The sequence below is a fragment of the uncultured Victivallis sp. genome (assembly GCA_944389935.1).
GTDB lineage: Bacteria > Verrucomicrobiota > Lentisphaeria > Victivallales > Victivallaceae > Victivallis.
Map to the genome: position 1 here is coordinate 1 of CALXOE010000060.1, position 19,655 is coordinate 19,655.

Genomic DNA, 19,655 nt, shown 5'->3' on the forward strand with positions numbered 1-19,655 from the left:
TTTGAGCAAACTCAAAATAAAGGGCAGATGCACCTCTGTCAAACAACACGTCCCATCACAAAATTTGGGACATTATCAAAAAATTGTCCTAAAAAATCAACGGATATCGCGTTCCTGTATCTGCGACCATGGCCGAAAAACCGCCATGCTGCACGAGCCACCTTTCCGCACCGGAAATTCCTGCCGGACTTTTGACGGACTTTTGACGGACTTTTTATTCGATTTGCACCATTTTGCAGCTTTCGGCAGCAAAAAGCAAAAATGCCTCAGAACCGGGATTCTGAGGCGAAAAAGGCAAAAAAAATGGTACACCCGACGAGATTCGAACTCATGACCTTCTACTCCGGAGGCAGACGCTCTATCCAGCTGAGCTACGGGTGCCCATATCGATTTAAGGTAATATACTCCCCGGTTTGTAATTTTTAAAGTCTTTTTCAGGAAAAAATAGCGTTTTTTTGAGTATTCAGCATTTCTGACCATAAGTCGCAACTCTCTCTTTCGGAATTTCCAGATGTCAACAGGGTTTCAGATGGGGAATTCTCATCCCGTCAGGGCTGAAAAGCAGTTTGACTGAGCAACCATCATTGCAATCGCCCCCGATCCAGCCCCCCAAAAACTAGTATAAGCAGACCTTGTACTATCTAAATTGCAGTTTTTCGGAACTTCTTTTCTCATCCTCTTGCAAAAAAAGAGAGATTATCGTATAATCAACTTGAAAAAGTTCAAAAAAGGATTGATTGCAATGTCGCCTCGAAATTTCATCTACCAGAATATCAGAGAACGTATTCGAACAGGCTCACTCCGTCCCGGAATGCGTCTTCCTACTCATCGAGAACTCAGTCTCGATTACGGCGTTGCGATCGCTACCGTCACCCGGGCAGTTAATCGACTGAAAATGGAAGGTCTTCTGGAATGCCGCAGGGGACGCGGAACGGTCGTCATGCAACCCAAACCACCGGAAGTTAAAGCGGATAACCGCAGGGTTATGCTGATTTATCCCGGCGACATCAATCAGACCATCCCGTTCACCTCCGCCATCAATGAAGTCTTTATCAACACACAGTGGAAAGTTGAAACCTGTTGTGCTTGTGACAACATCAACAGGTTCAGCTCTTTCCTCAAGGATTGCCGTAACAACCCTCCAGCTGGTCTGCTTCTCGTACCGCTGTCAAAAAAGTTCTTCTCGTTCACCCCGGATTTGCTGCCGGCCCCCGGCACAAAAACTGTCATTTGGGGAGTGCCGATACCTGGAATTGAAGCGGACTGCATTTCCGCTGCAGCTTTCGGCGAAGGTGTGGTTCTGGGCGAATATATCGCCTCTCACCAGTTCCGCCGGGTGCTTTACATCTCCCAGTGCAGTATCCTCTGCCAGGAGGAGGAGGAGACGCTGCTCGGACTCAGTCAGGTACTCAACCGCAAGGGAATCCCATTCGATGACAGCCATGTCCTGCATTATCCGGATCACTACTCCTACGGGTCCATGCGAGATCCTCAGCGGGGAGCTTTTGAATTCATTCACAATATCATCAACAACAATGACTTGCCGGATCTTATCGTCACCGGGCACATCTTCATCGCCAACGGAATTGCCCGGGCTTTGAATTACGCAGGAATAAAGATCCCGGAGCAGATTTCTCTTATTTCCGCAGATTCAAATATCTCTGAGAATCTATTTGGCAATAACCGATTGCAGATTACCTCATTTGAGAATCAATACTATATGCGATCCCGCATTGCCGCAGAACTTCTCCTCAGCAGACTCAATGGCAATCACTCTCCGGTGACACATTGCGAGTTGCTGGGACATCTCGTCGAAGGGAATTCCGTCAGAAAAATTTCTCATCTCGTTCAATACAAGGAGGACTACCCATGAAAACCAACAACTTCTTCCGCTCTTTTCTCCTGTTGAGTAAGTTATTTGTTATGAAAATCTTGTCAAATATACCACACTCTCGTCATTCCTGTCCTGAAATCGAAAGTGCGCCGACCGCATCCCTCTGTTCTGCAACGGTTAAGGCCGCATTCACATTAATAGAGCTTCTTATCGTGATTGCGATCATCGCCATTCTGGCCTCAATGCTGCTGCCAGCACTGAGCAAGGCCCGCAGCAGAGCCCATTCGATTTCCTGCCTCAACCAGATGAAACAAATGGGAAACGCCTTTTTTCTTTATGGCGATGACAACGACAATTACATTGCCATTCAAAACAAGGGAGGCTCCTCCTCCCGCCCATGGGACAGCGGCAACTGGCGGGGCGAATACTGCTGGACGAATCAGATCGGAGTCTATCTGCTCGGAGGATACAACGATCCCAAAATCTGGCTCGAAACATTGCCCGGCGCCAGAATCTTTTACTGTCCGGGAGACGAACGCGGCAAATTTCTACTTATGGACGGCAAGGAGCGAACCCGGCTATCCTACGCACAACTTTGCGAATTCGGTATCACTGCTTACAAAATGACCAGCGGAAAACTGCAATCCCCATCGACCATCGTCAATCTGATGGACAATTTCTACGAATCCGATTACAGCAACTCTTACGTCTCATTTTGCGGAACAGGCGGTTACTACTCCATGTTGATGGAGTTGCCGCAACTGCGCTCCTCTCTCCTTCACCATGGCAGCAACAACACTCTTTTTCTCGACGGTCACGTCAGCGCGGTCTCTTTCGAGAAGATGAAAGCAAATTTCTCCAGCTTCTGGGGGATTGCCCGGATTGAAAAATAAGGGGGACATTGCGACGATGAAGGTTTCACTGAAATGGCTTCTGATGCTGACGCTGCTGCTCGGAATACGCACATTGTCTGGAGGAGAGAACCCGTTGCTCAGCGTCGGATTTGATGAGTCACTCCAACCGCGGCCGGGAGGGGGAGAGCTGCAGTCTCCCTCTCCGGAACTATCGTTCACTGCCGGTCGCTTCGGGCGGGCTCTGCAGGTGGAGCCCGGTCGAAATTTTTCCCTGAACTACCGTCTGCCCCGGTCGGTATCTCCCGACTCCGGCTGGTCGCTGCTCTGCCATCTGCGGGCAGAGGAACTTGAAAAAGGCAGGGAGCAGATCCTTTTCCGCCTGCAGAACTCCAGCAGTTGGCAGAAAGGAAACATTCATGCCCTCTGGACTCCCTGGGGGAATTTTCATATCGAACAACTCGGTGATAACGGTCATAAATTGACCAATATCGTCAATGCCTCGGCTCTACCGATGGAGCGCTGGTTTCATCTGGCCATCGTCTGCCGCAATGGTAATACGACTCTTTATATCGACGGCGAACCGCTCAAATGGATCCGACAGGTCAGATTCGAGCCGATTGCGCAACAGGAACTGCGGGTCGGCGAGTTCGGCCTGCCCGAATTGAATTTTCACGGGGCGATCGATGAATTGCAATTCTACGGTTATGCGCTGGATCGAAATGAAGTGCGAGCTGCCATGAATCGCAACCCCTCGGTGCCGAAGTTTCCGGACCCGGTACTGCATCTGCCGTTGAACGGAAGGGTTGATCCAGTATTTGCGCCCGGAATCGATGCCACCATATCCGCTGAGGGAATCGTCTTCAAACCGGCGGTCAAGGGACGGGGTAGCGAATTCCGTCGATTCGGCTACGACCGGGCCTCCCGAATGGAGTTTGGCAACATGGAACAAATACTGGAAACTCAAGGGGCCGTTTCGCTCTACTTCATTCCAGCATCGCTCCCGCCGGAGGACCGACAATTACGCGGGCTGGTCGCAGCAACGGGGAAGAGTAACTCCTGGCTTCTGGCCCGACAGGGCGAAAAGCTGTTTTTTACTCTGAAAAGCGGCAACCGGGAACTCACACTTTCCGCTCCGGTAAAGTGGCTGGCTGGGAAACCTTATGCTCTCTGCGCCATGTTCAATGAACGAGAGGCTGCACTCTGGCTCAATGGAGTTCGTGTCGCACAAGAGACGGTACCGGACCATTTTTCACTCACTGCAACGACAGCGGACGTGGTCGTCGGAGATCTGCCCAGACCGGATATGTACCGAATCAGCCAGAGCGAGGGGATCATTGACGAGTTGCGCATATTCAACCGGAATCTGCCCGAAAAGGTCATCCGGCAACTTGCAGATACTACTGCGGAACAGGCCGTGAACAACCATTTCGATTACTGGAACATTCCCCCATCCGCCGCCACCGGACAGGAGAGGAGACTCTGGGCGTTGGAGGATGCGGAACAACGCGAAAATGAATGCCGAAAAATAATTACACTGAATGGCTTATGGCGATTTCGCCCATTCCGGAATTCCCCGCCTGATCAGAATGAATGGTACTATTTCCCCGTGCCGGGGCGCATCGATGCGTATTCGTGGAGCGATGCGTTCTTCTATCCGCGTGATCGTCAACTCAAACAGCTTCGGGACGGGAAACTGCCGGACGGAACCGAACTGAGAAAAATACGGGAGAGTTGCTGGGAACGGGAACTGATCGTAAAGCCGGAATGGCGCAACCGGAAGCTTAATCTCTTTTTTGACGACTTCAGCGCCGAAACGGGACGAATCTTCCTCAACGGCCGCTTTCTGGCGGAGGTGTGCGGACGCCACTCTCACCGGGTGGAACTGCCGCAGGAGATGATACACGAGGGAAGCAATTTTCTGCAGGTCATCCTCTCCGACTCCCGCACTGCGGGCTGGAGCGGTCACTGGCGGGGATTTCGGGGAAATCTCTTTCTGGAGATCTTGCCGGAAGTACAGTTGGGAAGGACTCGGATCTCCACTTCAGTCAGCCGCCGCATCCTCACGGTGCGTCAACAGGTGTGCAACCGTTCTCCGAAAGCCCGGAACCTGTCCGTGAGGCTCACGGTCTCGGGAGAGAGAGCCCCCCGGGAATCGGATACCCTCATACACTCCCTGAACCTGCAAAGTGGCGAGGAGCGCGAAATAACCTTTCAGATTCCGTGGAGAGACGCCAGACTCTGGTCGCCGGATGATCCCTACCTTTACTCCCTGGAGACCGTACTGGAAGAGGGAGACATCTTGATGGATCGGCTCTTCCCCCAGCGATTCGGATTCCGGGAATTCACCGTATCTGGTCGGAATTATCTGCTTAACGGACGGCGGATTCATCTGTACAACAACGAGGAGTGGCGCGCCCGGACTTTTGACCGGGAGGATTCCCGCCAATTTTTGCGCAAACTCAAGTCGATGAACTACAACAGCATCCGTCTGCCGTTCTCCGTGATGGATGACCAGCTCTCGACGATGCTCGAAATAGCCGACGAAGAGGGGGTTCTGCTCTTTGCCAACGTCGATGGAGTCAACGGAGCGGAATTTGCCGACTGGGACAATCCGGAAACCCGTCAGCGGCTGTATCGGGAAATGAGTGGTGTAGTCCAGGATCTTGCCAATCATCCATCTCTGGTAATGTGGTATCTTTCAGTGAATTTCATCAGCAACAACTATCATCCGCTCTGCATGAATGAACCGGTCTGGACACCGGAGAAACGAGCGCAGTTTCAGGTGATGGAACAAGGGGCGGCGATCCTGCGAAAACTCGATCCGGATCGGCCCTGGTTTTATCAGTCTGGCGGTGCATTCAGTCCGATCATCAACTCGAACACCTACTTTTGCTGGTGGCCGCAGGCGGAACGACGGGCATGGGCACAGGAGTGGAGCCGGATCGGAAGCAAACCATTGCATGTGATTGAAACCGCATTCCCTTATATCCGCAGCTTCGAGGGAATGTCACCGGGGTTGTTCGATGTGGACAAGATCCGGTTCTATTTTGAGGATTGCGCCCGCTATTTCGGCAATGCCGCGTATGATTCTTCCGAACAGGATTTGCTTCATGCGGCGCAAATCTCCCGTTACGGTCAGGAGGTAGGTCATTTCGATGAACGCGCCCGACGCAGCCGACTGCTGATGAAACTCAAGGCGTATCTGATTTCCGACACCATCCCCGCATGGCGAATATCGGGCGTATCCGGCATCTGTCCCTTTGCGGAGTATGAATTCTCTTTCGATCGCCGGGTGGTCAAAGAGCCTCTGAAAGAACGACAGGTGACCGATCACCGTCGCATCGGATGGCAGCCCGACCGTGTCAGCAATGTGGATGCAGGCTGTCGTAATGCGCCGTTGCCGCCGTTTTTCGCTCTGCAGTACAGTTTTGCTCCCCGGGCGGCGTATCTAATCGGCGAACCTGATTACCCCTTTTCACAAGCGGGCAATTACTGGAGTGGAGATCGCCTGCGGCGTCAACTTGCGGTCTGCAGCAATTTGCCGTATTCGCTCCCGTGGCGTGCCCGCATCACCCTGCGGGAGGCAGAGGGAGAGAACGAGATCGGCCGATGCGAGCTTTCCGGAACGCTGGAACCCGGCGGCGAAACGTGTGTTCCGTTCGAGATGACGCTGCCCCGGGTTTCCTCTCGGCACACCCTGCTGCTTCGAGCGGAGTGTGATCTCGGCGGCGAAACGAAGACGGTCGAGGCGACTTTGAGCGTATTCCCAGAACCGGACTCTCTGAAAACGGAAGCGATTGTGGTTTTCGATCCGGCGGGGCTCTCTCAATCGGAATTGAGACGCAGCGGAGTATCCATCACCCCCTGTCGGGAACACCTGCCGGAAAACACCCGTCTTCTGGTGGTCGGCAAGGGGGCGTTGGATCAGCAGGAGTTTTTCCGGTTCTCCCGGAAAAACAAACTCTCTACGCGAGTAAGAAATGGGTTGAGCATCCTTTTTCTCGAACAAACCGCATCCGGCCTGGCAAAATTGAAATTGCAGACAGGGGATGTGGATCTCCGTTCTCTCTTCAAGATTTCCGAAAAAGCTTTTCCCACCGGACTCAACGAGAGGGAACTGGCGGCCTGGCATGGAGTGTCGCCCCAGGTTCCGGGACGAGTTCTTCCCCCTCCGGAGACGTTGTTGCGCCTCAGCCGGCTCTGGCGTTGGAACACCTATGATATGACCTGCTCAACGCCAATCCGCCGCCCATCCGGATTCCGGGCAATCTCCTGGCTGAGCGGAGGGCTTGATCTGGCCTGGTCCGCTCTGCTGGAGCTGCCGGAGGGGGATGGCCGGTTGATCTTCTGTCAGGCCGAACTCTCCGGACGCGGGAAACAGGAACCGGCGGCCGTTTGGCTCCTGCGGGAGATGCTGATCCAGTTCAGCAAACGAACCGAAACAACGGCCGAAAAGCCTTTGCGCGGCGATGATCTAAAGACTCCGGAACAGATCGAGTCATTTCTACAGGAGGTCGCTTCCGGGCGGCGGGCCATCGTAACCAGGGTGTCGCCGCAACTCCTGACCCGGCTCGGTCTGCAATGCAGGGAGGAACAAACTATTCTGTTGAAACTGGGAGTTGCCGCGGGAGTGGAGAGTACGCGGTTCTCCCGCCGGGACCTCTTTTTCACCGTCCCGATATCTTACCTCCGGGTGAGCGGACCAGGGGTGGAGCCTCTGAGCGAACCAGCAATGATATCCCGCCTGAAAAACGGACGTGGAGAGATCTGTTTTTTTACACCGGATCTACAGGAGGTGACCGGATATCTCGAACGACTGCGACGTCGTTCTCTGCGTTCTGCGGATTACTGGGGATGGCATGTCATTTACGAGCGGCTGCGGCAGTTGGAGTTCGCTTTCGGCGGATCGCCGGAAAGCTGCAGCCCTTATCTGGAGAAACCTCTCCCCATCGGACAATTTTCACTGGACGGGGTCTGGGAGGCCCGGCGGGATGCCCGCGGCAACGACTCCGTGAAAAATCTTGCAGGAGCATCTCCGGAGGAGTTTAAAGAGCGCCTGACCGTACCGGGCTTCTGGGAAAAACAAGCCGCTGAATTTGCCGGCTATGATGGAGTCGTCTGGTATCGGCGACATGTTACGCTGCCACAGGATTTCCGGGGACGAAAACTGCGACTTATGATCGAACGAGTCGACGATCTGGACACCGTCTGGATCAACGGAGTTCAGATCGGTTCCACCACCCGGGAGACACCAGGTTACTGGGAGGAGAAACGCAGTTATTCCATCCCGGCCGAACTGACCTCCGCCGCGGAACTGGAACTGTTGATACGGGTGGAGGACCTGAGGGGAAACGGCGGAATCTGCGGCCATGCGAAATTGCAGATCGCCGATGGTGCCGGACCTGAGACTGATATGCCCGGCTATGACACCGAAAGCATGACCATCTGGTAGAAGCACTCTTCCAGGAGAAAATTTCTGCAGGTATAGATTCCGCTGTTGCGCCGGAGCACCATCCGGCCATGACTCCCGCGGAGTTCCGAACATGTTCTTTCCCGATCGGAGCAACTGATGACAGCAGCCATTCCCGTGCACCGGACGGGATAAAAAACCCGGAAGCTTGAATACCTCCGGGTTTCCGTTTTGCTGAAAGAAGAAAATTATTTCTTCTTCGCTGCGCTGATCGCAACGCGAATTTTCGCTTTGCAGCGCTCGAGGTAGGCCTTGCGGCGGCGACGTTTCTGAATCTTGTTAAGCTGCTGTCCCATTTCAACTCCTGAATAATAAAGGGTTTTTCATGACCATGTCCTGATAAATATAGTGCCGGAACTGTAAATTTCAAATAAATCTTGCGTTTTTCATTTCATTTTCCTGGAAAAAGGTTTATCTTATACGGTGCAAGATTGTATTTGAGTTCCCGGCGTCTGGAGGAGATGGTATGAAACGAGTGTTCGGAATGTTGTTTGCGGCGCTGCTGGCTGCCGCTTTGTCCCTGTCTGCGGCGGTCACGCCGGAACAGTTGAAAGCGCAGTCCGCCCTCGCCACAACAGAGAGATTTCCGAACGCCGAGACCGTACTGCTCTATGACTGGCAGAGCGCCGTCTACCAGGCCGACGGGACCGGCGTCGAAACCGACGACTTCTATCAGAAAATCCTGACGGAAACCGGACGGCGCAATCTGCGCGAACTCTCGTTCCAGTTCAATTCCACCTATGAGAAACTCGAAGTCCCCCTCCTCGAAGTCATCAAGCCGGACGGGAAAGTCGTGAAGATCGATGTGGAAACAAATGGGAAAGTCGCCGTCGAACCCTCCCAGATGGGCGCAAACATCTATGACCCGGCCAACAAGATCCTCGCCGTGGCGATCCCCGAACTTGAGATCGGCGATATCGTCCACATCGTTTCAAAGGAGACGATCCTCAAACCGCGCATTCCCGGCGTCTGGAGCAACATCTATGTGTTGCAGTCCGACACCCCGATCCTCCATTACGAAGTGAAAATCAACGCCCCCGAGTCGCATCCGCTGCGCGCAATCCGGATCAAGGACGAGGTCAAAGGCAGCATCAAAGCCGGTGAAGAAAAGAAAGACGGACGCATCCTTTACACCTGGGTCGCGTCGAATGTCCCGCAGATCATCCCGGAACCCGACATGCCGCCGGTCTACATGTGCGTCCAGCGGCTGCTGGTCAGCACCGCGAAAGACTGGCCGGAGATCTCACAGTGGTATTACAATATCTGCCGCCCCCGCCTCGACGCCGTCACTCCGGAGATCCGGGCGAAAGTCGCGGAACTCACGAAAGACGCAAAGACCCCCGACGCAAAAATCATGGCGCTCTTTCAATTCGTCTCCCAGCAGATCCGCTACATGGGCATCACCGCCGAGACCGAGGCGCCGGGCTATGAACCCCATGACGTTTCCCTGACTTACAATCAGCGCTACGGTGTCTGCCGCGACAAGGCCGCACTGCTGGCAGCCATGCTGGAAGTCGCCGGAATCAAGGCGTTCCCCGTGCTGTTCATGGCCGGATATCCGAAAGACGACGAGGTCCCCAACAACTACTTCAACCACGCGATCACCGCCGTGGAAGACCGGCCGGGACACTATATCCTCATGGATCCGACCTACGAGACCACCACCGAACTCCTCCCCTCGACGATGGCGAACATGAGTTACCTGGTCGCGAAACCTGACGGGGATATCCTGCGCCGTTCCGAACTCGTTCCGACGGCGAAGAATCTGCTCAAAATCAAGACCGAGGCGACCGTGACGCCGGATGGCACGCTCGAGGGACGCAGCGTCATCGATTTTCTCGGCGTGAACGATCAGATCTACCGTGACGCTTTCTCGCGCTGGCCGCTCGACTACCGCCGTCAGTTCTTCGCCGCCTGCCTGAAGCGGGCGGTCGCAGGCGCGGAGCTCGAATCGCTGAAGATCTTTCCGGAGAACATCCGCGACATGAGCCGGCCACTCGTTGCGGAGCTGACGTTCCGGGCGGAGAACTTTCTGCCGGAAAAAGGTTCCGCCTACCTGCTGGAGCTCCCCTGTTTCGGCACCGAATTCGGAGCCGCTAATTTTGTGCTCGGCTCGGTCGGGCTCAAGGAACGGAAATTCCCGATGCAGCTTTTTTCAACCTGCGGCGTCTCGGAACGGTACAAGCTGACGCTGCCCCCGACCTGCCGGATCGTATCCCTGCCCCGGAACACCACGATCAGCGTGCCCGGAATCATGAATTTCAATCGCTCGTTCCGCGATAACGGCACGGTGCTGACCGGCGAAAACTACTTCTCGATCGACACGGTCGAGCTCCGGCCGGAGGGGTACGCCGAACTCAAGCGGGCGCTCGCGCAGGTCAATGCGGCCGAGCGGGAACTGCCGATCGCCCGGCCCGATTTTGCCACAGCGGTCCGGAATGCGGCGACGACGGCATTCCCCGCCGCCAATTCGGTTATCCTCTCCTCCTCCATCGAGGTGAAACTCGAGAATGCCTCCACCTGGACCCGCACCGACCGCATGACGCGCAGAATCCTGAACTATGCGGGCGTCAAGGATCATTCCGAACTTAAAATCGCATTCAATCCGGTCTGGGAATCGGTGAAGATCGAGGCGAAAGTGACCGCCCCGGACGGCACGGTCAAGACGCTCTCCCCGCAGGAGATCAACACCATGGACGCCTCGTGGGTCGCCGCCGCCCCGCGTTACCCGGCCGGGAAACTGATCGTCGCAAGTCTGCCCGGAGTGGTACCCGGGTCGACAATCGAAACGACCGTCCGCAGCAGCTGCCGAAACCGGCCGTTCTTCCATCTGGCGGTGGCTTTTGCAGCGGATTCTCCGATCGTGGCGAAGCGTTTCACGGTAGAGGCGCCGAAAGAGCTGCAGCTTCGACACTCCCCGGCGCCGGAGGGCGTGCGTTACTCGGAGTCGCGCGAACATGAACGCGCCAATTATGAGTGGGACGCGGAAAACATCCCGCAGCTGCCGACCGAACCCGGACGCCCGCCGCTCTGGATGTATGCGCCGACGGTTGTGGTTTCGAGCGGCGACTACGCCGATTTCGGGAAGAAACTCGCAGCCGCGCTGAACGCGAAAACCCTGGATGCGCCGGAAGCCGCCGCGCTCGCACGCAAAATCGCCCCCGAATCGATGCCCGCCGATGCCCGGGTCAATGCGATCCGCACCTGGGTTGCACGCAACATCCGCCCGGCCGGACCGCCGCTGAACGAGCTGCCGTGGTCCGCGTTTTCCCCGGCCGACGTGACGCTCAAATCCGGGTACGGCGACTCCGCCGATCGTGCGATTCTGCTCGGGGCAATGCTGAAAGCGGCGAATATCGACTACCGCTTCGTCGCCGCGACGGAACTCGGATATACCGTTGCCTCCACGCGCCCGCTCATGCGTTCGCCCCAGAATCTCTTCTCGAAAGTGCTGGTCTATCTGCCCGCGTTCGACAGCCACCTGAACGACACCGGCGAATACGCTTCGCTGGGCTCCACCGCATCGGAAGAGGCGATCGGGCTCGTACTCGATACCGGGCGGCTGATGACGATCCGGCCGCGCCGCAAGGGAGAGAGCGCACTTGCGTTCTCCTACCGGATCCGTCTGCAGCCGGACGGCTCCGCCCGCATCGAAGCGACCCGCAGCTACTACGGACTCGACTACCAGGCCGCGCGGCAGAAATTCGCGGAGATGACTCCGGCCGAACGCAGCCAGACCTTTGAATCTCTCGCGGCCGGGATTTCACAGAGAGCCGTGTTCAAAGGCGACCCCGTGACGGCGTTCGACAGTTATCCGGGCAAACTCTTTTTCACGCTGGAGGTGCCTGATTTCGCGGCGGTCTCTGGTGGGTATCTGCAATTTGAGCTGCCGGAATTTCTCTATCTCTCGCAACTGGTCAAAACCGCCGAATCGAGCCGAAGAACGCCGCTCTGGCGCAACCGTCCCGCGAAAGTCGTCCTCGAATACCGGATCGAACTGCCGCCGAACTTCGTCCCGGTCGCCACCGGCCCGGAGCGGATTGAACTCGGGAAACCCGGCAGTGCCTCGTACTTCCGCCACATGGAGGTTGGGCCCGGCGTACTTTCGCTGGAGTACGAACTCACGCTTCCAGTCGAAGAGGTCTCCCCATCCGACTACGGGAAACTCGTCGAACTTCAGAAAGAACTTTCTAAACTCTCCGCTTCGCGGATCATCCTGAAACAACAACAACGGACCAATCCATGAAAATCGTGACCATTCCAGCCGGAATTCTCGAAACCAACTGTTATCTGGTTCAACCGGACGGCAGCCGGATGCTCTACATCATCGACCCCGGCGGCGATGCGCCGGAAATCGCGCAGGCGGCCGCCCGGATCGACCACGACCGCTGCGCCGTACTGCTGACCCACGCACACGTCGACCACATCTCCGGCCTCGGAGAGCTCGTGCGACTCCTGAAACCGGAGTACGTCTATCTGCGCACTCCCGATGTGGCTCTTTACGAGAGCCCCGGGAATGCGCTTGAGCCCTACCTCCCGGCAGCGGAAAACCTGCCGAAAACGACCGATCACGTCGATACGGCTGATTTCCGGATTCTTCCGCTGCCCGGACACACGCCCGGGGGAAGCGGCTTTCTCTTTCCGGGCGATCCGGCGACGCTCTTCGCGGGCGACACGATCTTCACCGGCAGCGTCGGCCGCACCGATCTGCCGGGAGGCGACACCCGGGCACTGCTCGACTCGATCCGCACCCGGCTGCTGACGCTCCCGGACAATACCATTCTTTATCCCGGCCACGGTCCCTCAACCACAGTCGGGCGCGAACGCAAAAACAATCCATATTTACAGGACTCCGGTTATGATCAATGGTGAAATTCTTGAAAACAACCGTCTCAAGGGCGACTATTTTCTCGTCCGCTTCCATGCGCCGGAAATCTGCGCAAAGGCGCGGGCGGGGCAGTTCGTGCACGTCCGGATCAACGATCACGGCGACCGCATTCTGCGCCGTCCGTTCAGCATCCACGACTGTGCCGGCGAAACTCTGAGTCTCGTCTACAAAGTGGTCGGACACGGCACGAAAGAGCTCTCGGAACTCGCCCCCGGCGCAGTCTGCGATCTTCTGGGACCGCTCGGAGTCGGGTTCTCCGACCCGGCGCCGGGCATGACGCCCGTACTTGTGGCGGGGGGATACGGTGCGGCAGCGACTTACCTGCTCACAAAGCAGGTCCCGCAGCGCGGACTCTTCCTGCTCGGAGCCCGCAGCGAAAGCGACGTGCTGCTGACCGAAAAGTATGAAAAAGCCGGATATGAGGTCCGTGTCGCGACCAACGACGGCTCGATGGGGTATCACGGTTTCGTGACCGGTCTGGTCGAACAGCTTCTCGCGGAGAAACCGGACGGAAAGTTCTTCTTCTACGGCTGCGGCCCGCATCCGATGCTCATGGCGCTGGCAAAGCTGCTGCGCGCACACCATCAGCCCGGGGAGCTGTCGATCGACCACCTCATGTGCTGCGGCATCGGCGCCTGCTTCGCCTGCGTGGTGAAAGTCAAGGCCGATACGCCGACAGGATGGACCTATGCGCGCGCGTGCGCCGACGGCCCGGTATTCAACCTTGATTCAGTTTATGTGGAGTAAAGAACATCATGGCGGATCTCACCTGCAATCTCGGCAGACTCACGCTGAAAAACCCCGTCATGACCGCATCCGGCACGTTCGGGTACGGCTATGAGTATCATCAATACTACGATATTTCGCGACTCGGAGCGGTGGTCGTCAAGGGCATTCGCATGGAGCCGTCGCCCGGAAACCCGACGCCGCGCGTCGCGGAAGTGACCGGCGGAATGTTGAATGCGATCGGGCTTCAGGGACCGGGCGTCGAAACGTTTCTGCACGGCGAACATTATCTGCCGTTTCTGCGCAGCGTCCACGCGACCACAATCGTGAACATGTGGGGAAAAACCATCCAGGAGTACGGCGAAGTCGCGGCCCGACTCGACGCCGAGAGCGACGGCATCGCCGCGCTTGAGATCAACATCTCCTGCCCGAACGTAAAGGCCGGCGGAGTCGCGTTCGGCACGGATCTCAAACTCGCGCACGAGGTGGTTTCACTCGTCCGCTCCAGAACGAAACTGCCGCTCATCACAAAACTCAGCCCGAACGTGACCTGCATCGCCGACTTCGCGCGGGCGGTCGTGGACGCGGGCAGCGATATGGTCTCACTCATCAACACGATTCCGGGCATGTCGATCGACATTGAGACGCGCCGACCGCGCATCGCGAACCGCACCGGCGGTTTCTCGGGTCCGGCGTTGAAACCGATCGCCGTGCGCATGGTCTACGACGTTGCGCATGCCGTCAAGGTGCCGGTCATCGGCATGGGGGGGATCATGAACGGGGATGACGCGATCGAATTCTTCCTTGCGGGAGCCTCCGCAGTCGCGGTCGGGACGGCGAACTTCGTCGATCCGTATGCGGCATTGAAAGTCATTGACGGAATCAACACCTACCTCGACCGCCACGGAATTGCGAGCGTGTCGGAAATCATCGGTGCGCTGCGCTGACCGGGGAGGCGGAACACAATGGAGAAAAAAGTTCTGCATGTGGCAGCCGCAGTGATCCGCCGGGGCGGAAAAGTTCTGCTGTCGACCCGCCCGGCGGAGAAACCGCCTGCCGGCCTTGAGTTTCCCGGCGGCAAGATCGAACCCGGCGAGAGCCTGAAAGCGGCGGCGGAACGCGAATTGCGGGAGGAACTCGGGGTCGATGTCCTCGCTCTCGATGAACTTTTCCGGATCTCCCACGAGACGGAGAACGCGGTGATTCATCTGCGTTTCATCCGCGCGCTTCTGCCGGAGGGGGAAACGGTCACTCCCCTCGAAGGACAAAGTTTCGGCTGGTTTGACCTGGCGGGAGAAATGCCGCCGGAGCTGCTCTCTCCGGACCGTCCGGTCTGGGAATTCCTGGCCGGGACGCGATGAATCCGGAAAATTTTTCGAGCCGGGGACAATTTTTCACGGTTCTGCTGCGTTATAAGAGATGAACAAGGGCTGAATCATATGGAAAAGAGTGAAGTCGAAGCCGATGACGGCGCGTTGATCGCCGCTTTCGTCCGGGGGGACGAACGGGCGTTCGAGCAACTCTACGGCCGGTATAAACGTCAACTGTACGGGTTTCTGAACAATCTGATCGTGGACAACCCGGCGGAAGTTGACGAGGTGTTTGAAGAGACCTGGCTGCGGGTGTTGGAGAAACTGCCGCGCTATCGGGACGAGGGGCGTTTCAGCGCATGGCTGTTCCGGATCGGGCGGAATATCTTCATCGACCGGATCCGGAAAAACCGGAACGCCGCCGCCGCGATGGAGCTCGACGCGGAAGAGGCGCCGCAGGTTGCCGGTCCGATGTCGATGGAGCCGGACCAGGAGCTGGAACTCGGCGAAGTCGGAGATGTGATTGCGCAGGCCGTCGAACGGCTGCCGGTCGAACAGCGGGAGGTGTTTCTTCTGCGCCAGCAGGATCTCGCATTCAAGGAGATTGCGGAGATTCAGGGGTGTTCGATCAACACCGTGCTCGGACGAATGCAGTATGCAATGAAAAGTTTAAGGCGGTTGATTCTGGAAATCGACCGGGGAGGGATCGTCACATGAAGAATCGGTTTGAAAATCTGAGGGTGCATGATGTACCCGAAGCGCTGGACCGCAGAATCATGGCGGCGGCGGCACACAAGGCAAAGGCGGTGCGTTTCCGCCGTTCGCTCACCCATTGCGTGTTCACCGCTGCAGCTTCGGCGGCGGCGCTGCTGATCGCGGGAACGGTGTTTCTGTTTCCGGAAGCGTACCACGGCGAACTGGCCCGACCGACCAAATCGGTGGACAGCGAGCTGCTCGCTCTGGCCGACTGGTCGACGCTCGAACAGGAGTCCTATAATTTAAGTTTTGAACTTTATTCGGGTCGCCAGGCGCTGGCGGAACTCTCGAGTGTGCGGATGCAGGAGGAGTATTGATATGAGAATCAGAATTTTTGCAGCGGGATTGTTCGCTCTGCTGCTCGGAGTCGGCGCGGGAGCGGCGGATGTTACACCACCACCTCCGCCGCAGGACGAACTTGTTCCGCCGCCGCCCCCTCCGCCGGACAAGCAGGGCAGGAAAGAACGGGGATTCGGGCCGTTCGTCTGGCGCGCGTTCTCCCGGCTGACGGAACAGCAGCGTCTGGAGATGCTCAAACTCCAGAGCAGCGATCCTGAACAGTTCCGGCAGAAGATGCGGGAACTTGGCGAGGCTCTCCGCAATGAGGAAAGGGCGCGATTCGCCGAACTGCGCAAGGCGGTCGAGAGCTATCGGGCCTCGAAAGACGAAGCGGAGCGGGCAGAACTCAGGAAAAAAATCACGGAGCACGTCCGCGAACACTACATGGAACGGCTCGAGGACAACAAGCGCCAGCTTGAAGAGATGAAACGCCGGGCGAAGTTTCTCGAGGGGGAACTTGCCAAACGCGAAGCCAATGCCGATCGGGTCGTCGAAGCCCGGGTGGAGTCCATTCTGAAAGGCGAACTGCCGGAACCCGGCAAACGTCCGCCGAAACGGAAACCATAAGGAAAAAGAGAGAAGAGGAGAAACGGAGCAGGCCGGAACCTGCTTCCCGGTCTGCGACAGGCCGGAAACAGCGAACCTGTTTTTCATCGAGAGAAAAACAGGTTCGGATCTTTTATCCGGGGGAATCAGCGGCCGGATTGGGCGTTTTTCCTCCACCCCTCTTTGAGAACTTTGAGCAACGGTTCATTGATCGGATAATCGCCGCCATCTCTCTTCTGAGCGTGGAGCGCCATGGAATCCGGATTGGTGGTTTCGCGAAAATTCCAGTAGGTCCAGTGAAATCCCGCCTCCTCCATCACCCGAATCCGGCTATCGGCCGTTCCGCTTTTGATTTTCTGAAAAAAAGGTGTATACTGAAAAAGAAAATTCATCTCAACGGTAAGATATGCGGAAAAGCGAATTTCATCCATCCGAGATTCCCGGGAAGCCGGGGGTCTATGTCTATCGGGACTGGTCCGGGAAAGTCATCTATGTGGGCAAGGCCTCGAATCTGCGCCGCAGAATGAGCTCCTATTTTCAGCCCTCCCGGCTCATGCGTGCCGATGCAAAACTGCGGTCGCTGATCAACTCGATCGAGGACTGGAGCTACGAAGTGGTCCGAACCGAGAGCGAAGCTCTGATCCTCGAATCCCGTCTGATCAAAGATTACGCCCCCTACTACAACATCCTCATGCGGGACGACAAACGCTATCTGCTGCTGAAGATCGACTGGAGCGAGCCTTTCCCGACCCTCAAACTCGCCCGGCTGCGGAAAAATGACGGGGCACAGTATTTCGGGCCGTTTCCAAATGGCGGCGCTCTCAGAATGACATTGGAATTTTTGCTCGCACACTTCGGGCTGCGTGCCTGCCGCGACTCGAACCCGGATGAAGAGACACGCAAACGCTGTCTGAAGCGGATTGTGAAAGACTGCTGCGCCCCCTGCATCGGCGCGGTTTCGGCAGAGGAGTACCGGCAGCGAGTCGAGCGGGCTGTCTCGGTTCTCGAGGGAAACATCGGGGAGTTGACCGCCGTCCTGAAACAACGGATGGGCGAAGCCGCCCTCGAGGAAAAATTTGAAAAAGCCGCCCACCTGCGCGACATCATGACGAACCTCGAAACCGTATTCGGCAAAAAAAACCGGATCTTTGCCCGACCCGAACTGCCCGGAAGCTCTCCGGGTCACGAAGCGGTCCGCGCCCTCGCGGATGCGCTCGGTCTGGAGAAACCACCTGTCCGCATTATCGGGTTCGACATCTCGAACATCCTCGGGAAACTGGCTGTCGCAAGCCTGGTGGCATTCAAAGACGGCAAGCCGGACAAGGAGAATTATCGGAGATTCCGCATCCGCACCGTTCATCAAAGCGACGATTTCGCCATGATGCACGAGGTGCTCACCCGTCATTTCGGCCGACTGCTGGAGGAGAAACGTCCTCTCCCGGATCTCGTCATGGTTGATGGGGGGAAAGGACAGCTCTCCTCCGCCATCGACGCCCTTGTGGAGATCGGCTGCCCGCCGCTGCCGGTGATCGGGCTGGCCAAACGCAATGAGGAGATCTACCTCCCCGGCCGCAGTGAACCGGTCGTGCTTGATCGGCACGATCCAGCTCTGCGCATGCTCCAGGCGCTGCGCGACGAGGCACACCGGTTCGCGATCACCTACCACCGCGAACTGCGCAACAAACGAATCGAACTCTCAAAACTCGATGAGATCCCCGGCATCGGCAGCAGTCGGAAACGGGAGCTTCTGCGCACATTCGGATCTTTGCGTTCCCTCAAAAAAGCGACGGAACAGGAGATCGCGTCCAGAGTTCCCGGCATCGGCGACGAACTGGCCGGAAAAATCTACGACGCTCTGCATAAAAACGCAACCTCAGACAGGCAGAAATCATGACCGAAAATCCAAACTGCGAACGACAGAAACGGACCCGTCTCCTCCTCGGCGACGGTCTGGAACGACTGCGGAATGCCCGCATCCTTGTACTCGGAATCGGCGGGGTTGGAGCCTATGCCGCGGAACAGCTCGGACGCGCCGGAGTCGGCACTCTGCTGCTCGTCGATGGCGACAGGGTCGATCCATCCAACTGCAACCGCCAGCTCCCGGCTCTGACCTCCACCATCGGGATGGCGAAAGCGGAAGTCATGGCACAGCGACTCAGAGAGATCAATCCCGAACTGAATGTCATCACCCGGAATGAGTTCATTGCGGACGAGAAAATCCCGGAACTGCTGGAGGGAGGATTCGATTATGTCATCGACGCCATCGACTCCCTGACCCCCAAAGTCGACTTTCTGCTCGAAGCCCGCCGAAGAAAGATTCCCCTCGTAAGTTCGATGGGGGCGGGCGGTAAAATGGATCCTTCCCTCATCACTGTGGCGGACATCTCGAAAACGTACGGCTGTGCTCTGGCCCGCGCTGTGCGAACCCGGCTGCGGGAACACGGGGTAACCCGGGGGATCAAAGTCGTATTCTCACCGGAAGCCGTTCCGCGTTCCGCGATCGAAACCGCAACAGATGGACAGGGGAAATTCCGTTCGACAGTCGGAACCATCTCCTATTTGCCGGCAATTTTCGGTTGCACCTGCGCCAGCGTCGCGATCCGCGATCTGCTCCGGAAAAATTGACTGATCCCCAGTATATGCCCAGTGAGCCCCATCTAGAAATCCTCCCGAAGTGAGATTACCTTGCCTCCGTAACTTGAAACCGGGAGGCACAAATGGAACGAGGTAAGCGCCCAGCCAGCTCCATGGTGATGGTGGATCGAGGGGAGATTTTTTCGAAAGGGGAAATGGCCACAAAATGAATGCCGTCAGACGACGATGACCGCCCGACGGCATTCCCTCTTCATAATAACGAGCCCGAGCTCATTGACTACTTTGCTTCTCCCTTGGGGATCAGCAAATCAATCTGTCCCGCCGGAGTGGAATTCAA

Annotated in this window: 15 protein-coding genes and 1 tRNA gene; 14 read left to right on the forward strand and 2 right to left on the reverse strand. The window is 56.9% G+C overall.

The features are described from left to right. The coding region (locus Q0J85_RS13960) for a hypothetical protein (protein ID WP_294482752.1) at nt 1–195 on the forward strand (195 nt) is incomplete at its 5' end. 109 nt (nt 196–304) lie between these two features. Here the strand turns inward: Q0J85_RS13960 and Q0J85_RS13965 are convergent. Beyond that, a tRNA-Arg gene (locus Q0J85_RS13965) sits at nt 305–381 on the reverse strand. 331 nt (nt 382–712) lie between these two features. Here Q0J85_RS13965 and Q0J85_RS13970 point away from each other — a divergent pair. The 11 genes from Q0J85_RS13970 (at nt 713) to Q0J85_RS14020 (ending at nt 16,744) form a co-directional block, all read left to right on the forward strand. Then, nucleotides 713–1,873 carry a GntR family transcriptional regulator gene (locus Q0J85_RS13970; RefSeq protein WP_294482754.1) on the forward strand — a complete coding sequence of 387 codons (1,161 nt, stop codon included), beginning with the start codon at nt 713–715 and terminating at the stop codon, nt 1,871–1,873. After that, nucleotides 1,870–2,727 (forward strand): type II secretion system protein, encoded by an 858-nt coding sequence (locus tag Q0J85_RS13975; protein ID WP_294482755.1) that lies wholly within the window; start codon nt 1,870–1,872, stop codon nt 2,725–2,727. Before Q0J85_RS13970 ends, Q0J85_RS13975 begins: the two co-directional genes overlap by 4 nt. 16 nt (nt 2,728–2,743) lie before the next feature. Next, nucleotides 2,744–8,140 (forward strand): LamG-like jellyroll fold domain-containing protein, encoded by a 5,397-nt coding sequence (locus Q0J85_RS13980; RefSeq protein ID WP_294482757.1) that lies wholly within the window; start codon nt 2,744–2,746, stop codon nt 8,138–8,140. Nucleotides 8,141–8,624: 484 nt separating this feature from the next. Next, nucleotides 8,625–12,404: a DUF3857 domain-containing protein gene (locus Q0J85_RS13985; protein ID WP_294482759.1), complete on the forward strand. Its 3,780-nt coding sequence runs from the start codon at nt 8,625–8,627 to the stop codon at nt 12,402–12,404. Then, nucleotides 12,401–13,030, forward strand: coding sequence for an MBL fold metallo-hydrolase (locus tag Q0J85_RS13990; RefSeq protein ID WP_294482761.1), 630 nt, complete (start codon nt 12,401–12,403; stop codon nt 13,028–13,030). The genes Q0J85_RS13985 and Q0J85_RS13990 overlap by 4 nt, the downstream gene beginning before the upstream one ends. Beyond that, nucleotides 13,017–13,793 carry a dihydroorotate dehydrogenase electron transfer subunit gene (locus Q0J85_RS13995; protein ID WP_294482762.1) on the forward strand — a complete coding sequence of 259 codons (777 nt, stop codon included), beginning with the start codon at nt 13,017–13,019 and terminating at the stop codon, nt 13,791–13,793. Before Q0J85_RS13990 ends, Q0J85_RS13995 begins: the two co-directional genes overlap by 14 nt. 8 nt (nt 13,794–13,801) lie before the next feature. After that, nucleotides 13,802–14,719 (forward strand): dihydroorotate dehydrogenase, encoded by a 918-nt coding sequence (locus tag Q0J85_RS14000; RefSeq protein WP_294482764.1) that lies wholly within the window; start codon nt 13,802–13,804, stop codon nt 14,717–14,719. A gap of 18 nt (nt 14,720–14,737) precedes the next feature. Then, the gene (locus tag Q0J85_RS14005; protein ID WP_294482765.1) at nt 14,738–15,133 is read left to right on the forward strand and encodes an NUDIX domain-containing protein; all 396 of its coding nucleotides are present in this window, start codon (nt 14,738–14,740) and stop codon (nt 15,131–15,133) included. Between the two features lie 78 nt (nt 15,134–15,211). Beyond that, nucleotides 15,212–15,799, forward strand: a complete 588-nt coding sequence (locus Q0J85_RS14010) for a sigma-70 family RNA polymerase sigma factor (RefSeq protein ID WP_294482767.1) — start codon at nt 15,212–15,214, stop codon at nt 15,797–15,799. Beyond that, entirely contained in the window at nt 15,796–16,155 is a 360-nt protein-coding gene (locus tag Q0J85_RS14015) for a hypothetical protein (RefSeq protein ID WP_294482769.1), read from the forward strand. Before Q0J85_RS14010 ends, Q0J85_RS14015 begins: the two co-directional genes overlap by 4 nt. A 1-nt stretch (nt 16,156) precedes the next feature. After that, on the forward strand, nt 16,157–16,744 hold the full coding sequence (locus Q0J85_RS14020; RefSeq protein WP_294482770.1) for a hypothetical protein: 588 nt from the start codon (nt 16,157–16,159) through the stop codon (nt 16,742–16,744). A gap of 125 nt (nt 16,745–16,869) precedes the next feature. Here Q0J85_RS14020 and Q0J85_RS14025 read toward each other — a convergent pair whose 3' ends face one another. Next, nucleotides 16,870–17,040: a hypothetical protein gene (locus Q0J85_RS14025; protein ID WP_294482772.1), complete on the reverse strand. Its 171-nt coding sequence runs from the start codon at nt 17,038–17,040 to the stop codon at nt 16,870–16,872. 89 nt (nt 17,041–17,129) lie between these two features. Between Q0J85_RS14025 and Q0J85_RS14030 the strand changes: the two genes are divergently transcribed. Then, nucleotides 17,130–18,617: an excinuclease ABC subunit UvrC gene (locus tag Q0J85_RS14030; RefSeq protein ID WP_294482773.1), complete on the forward strand. Its 1,488-nt coding sequence runs from the start codon at nt 17,130–17,132 to the stop codon at nt 18,615–18,617. Beyond that, nucleotides 18,614–19,348, forward strand: coding sequence for a tRNA threonylcarbamoyladenosine dehydratase (locus tag Q0J85_RS14035; RefSeq protein ID WP_294482775.1), 735 nt, complete (start codon nt 18,614–18,616; stop codon nt 19,346–19,348). The genes Q0J85_RS14030 and Q0J85_RS14035 overlap by 4 nt, the downstream gene beginning before the upstream one ends. The last annotated feature ends 307 nt before the right edge of the window (nt 19,349–19,655 follow it).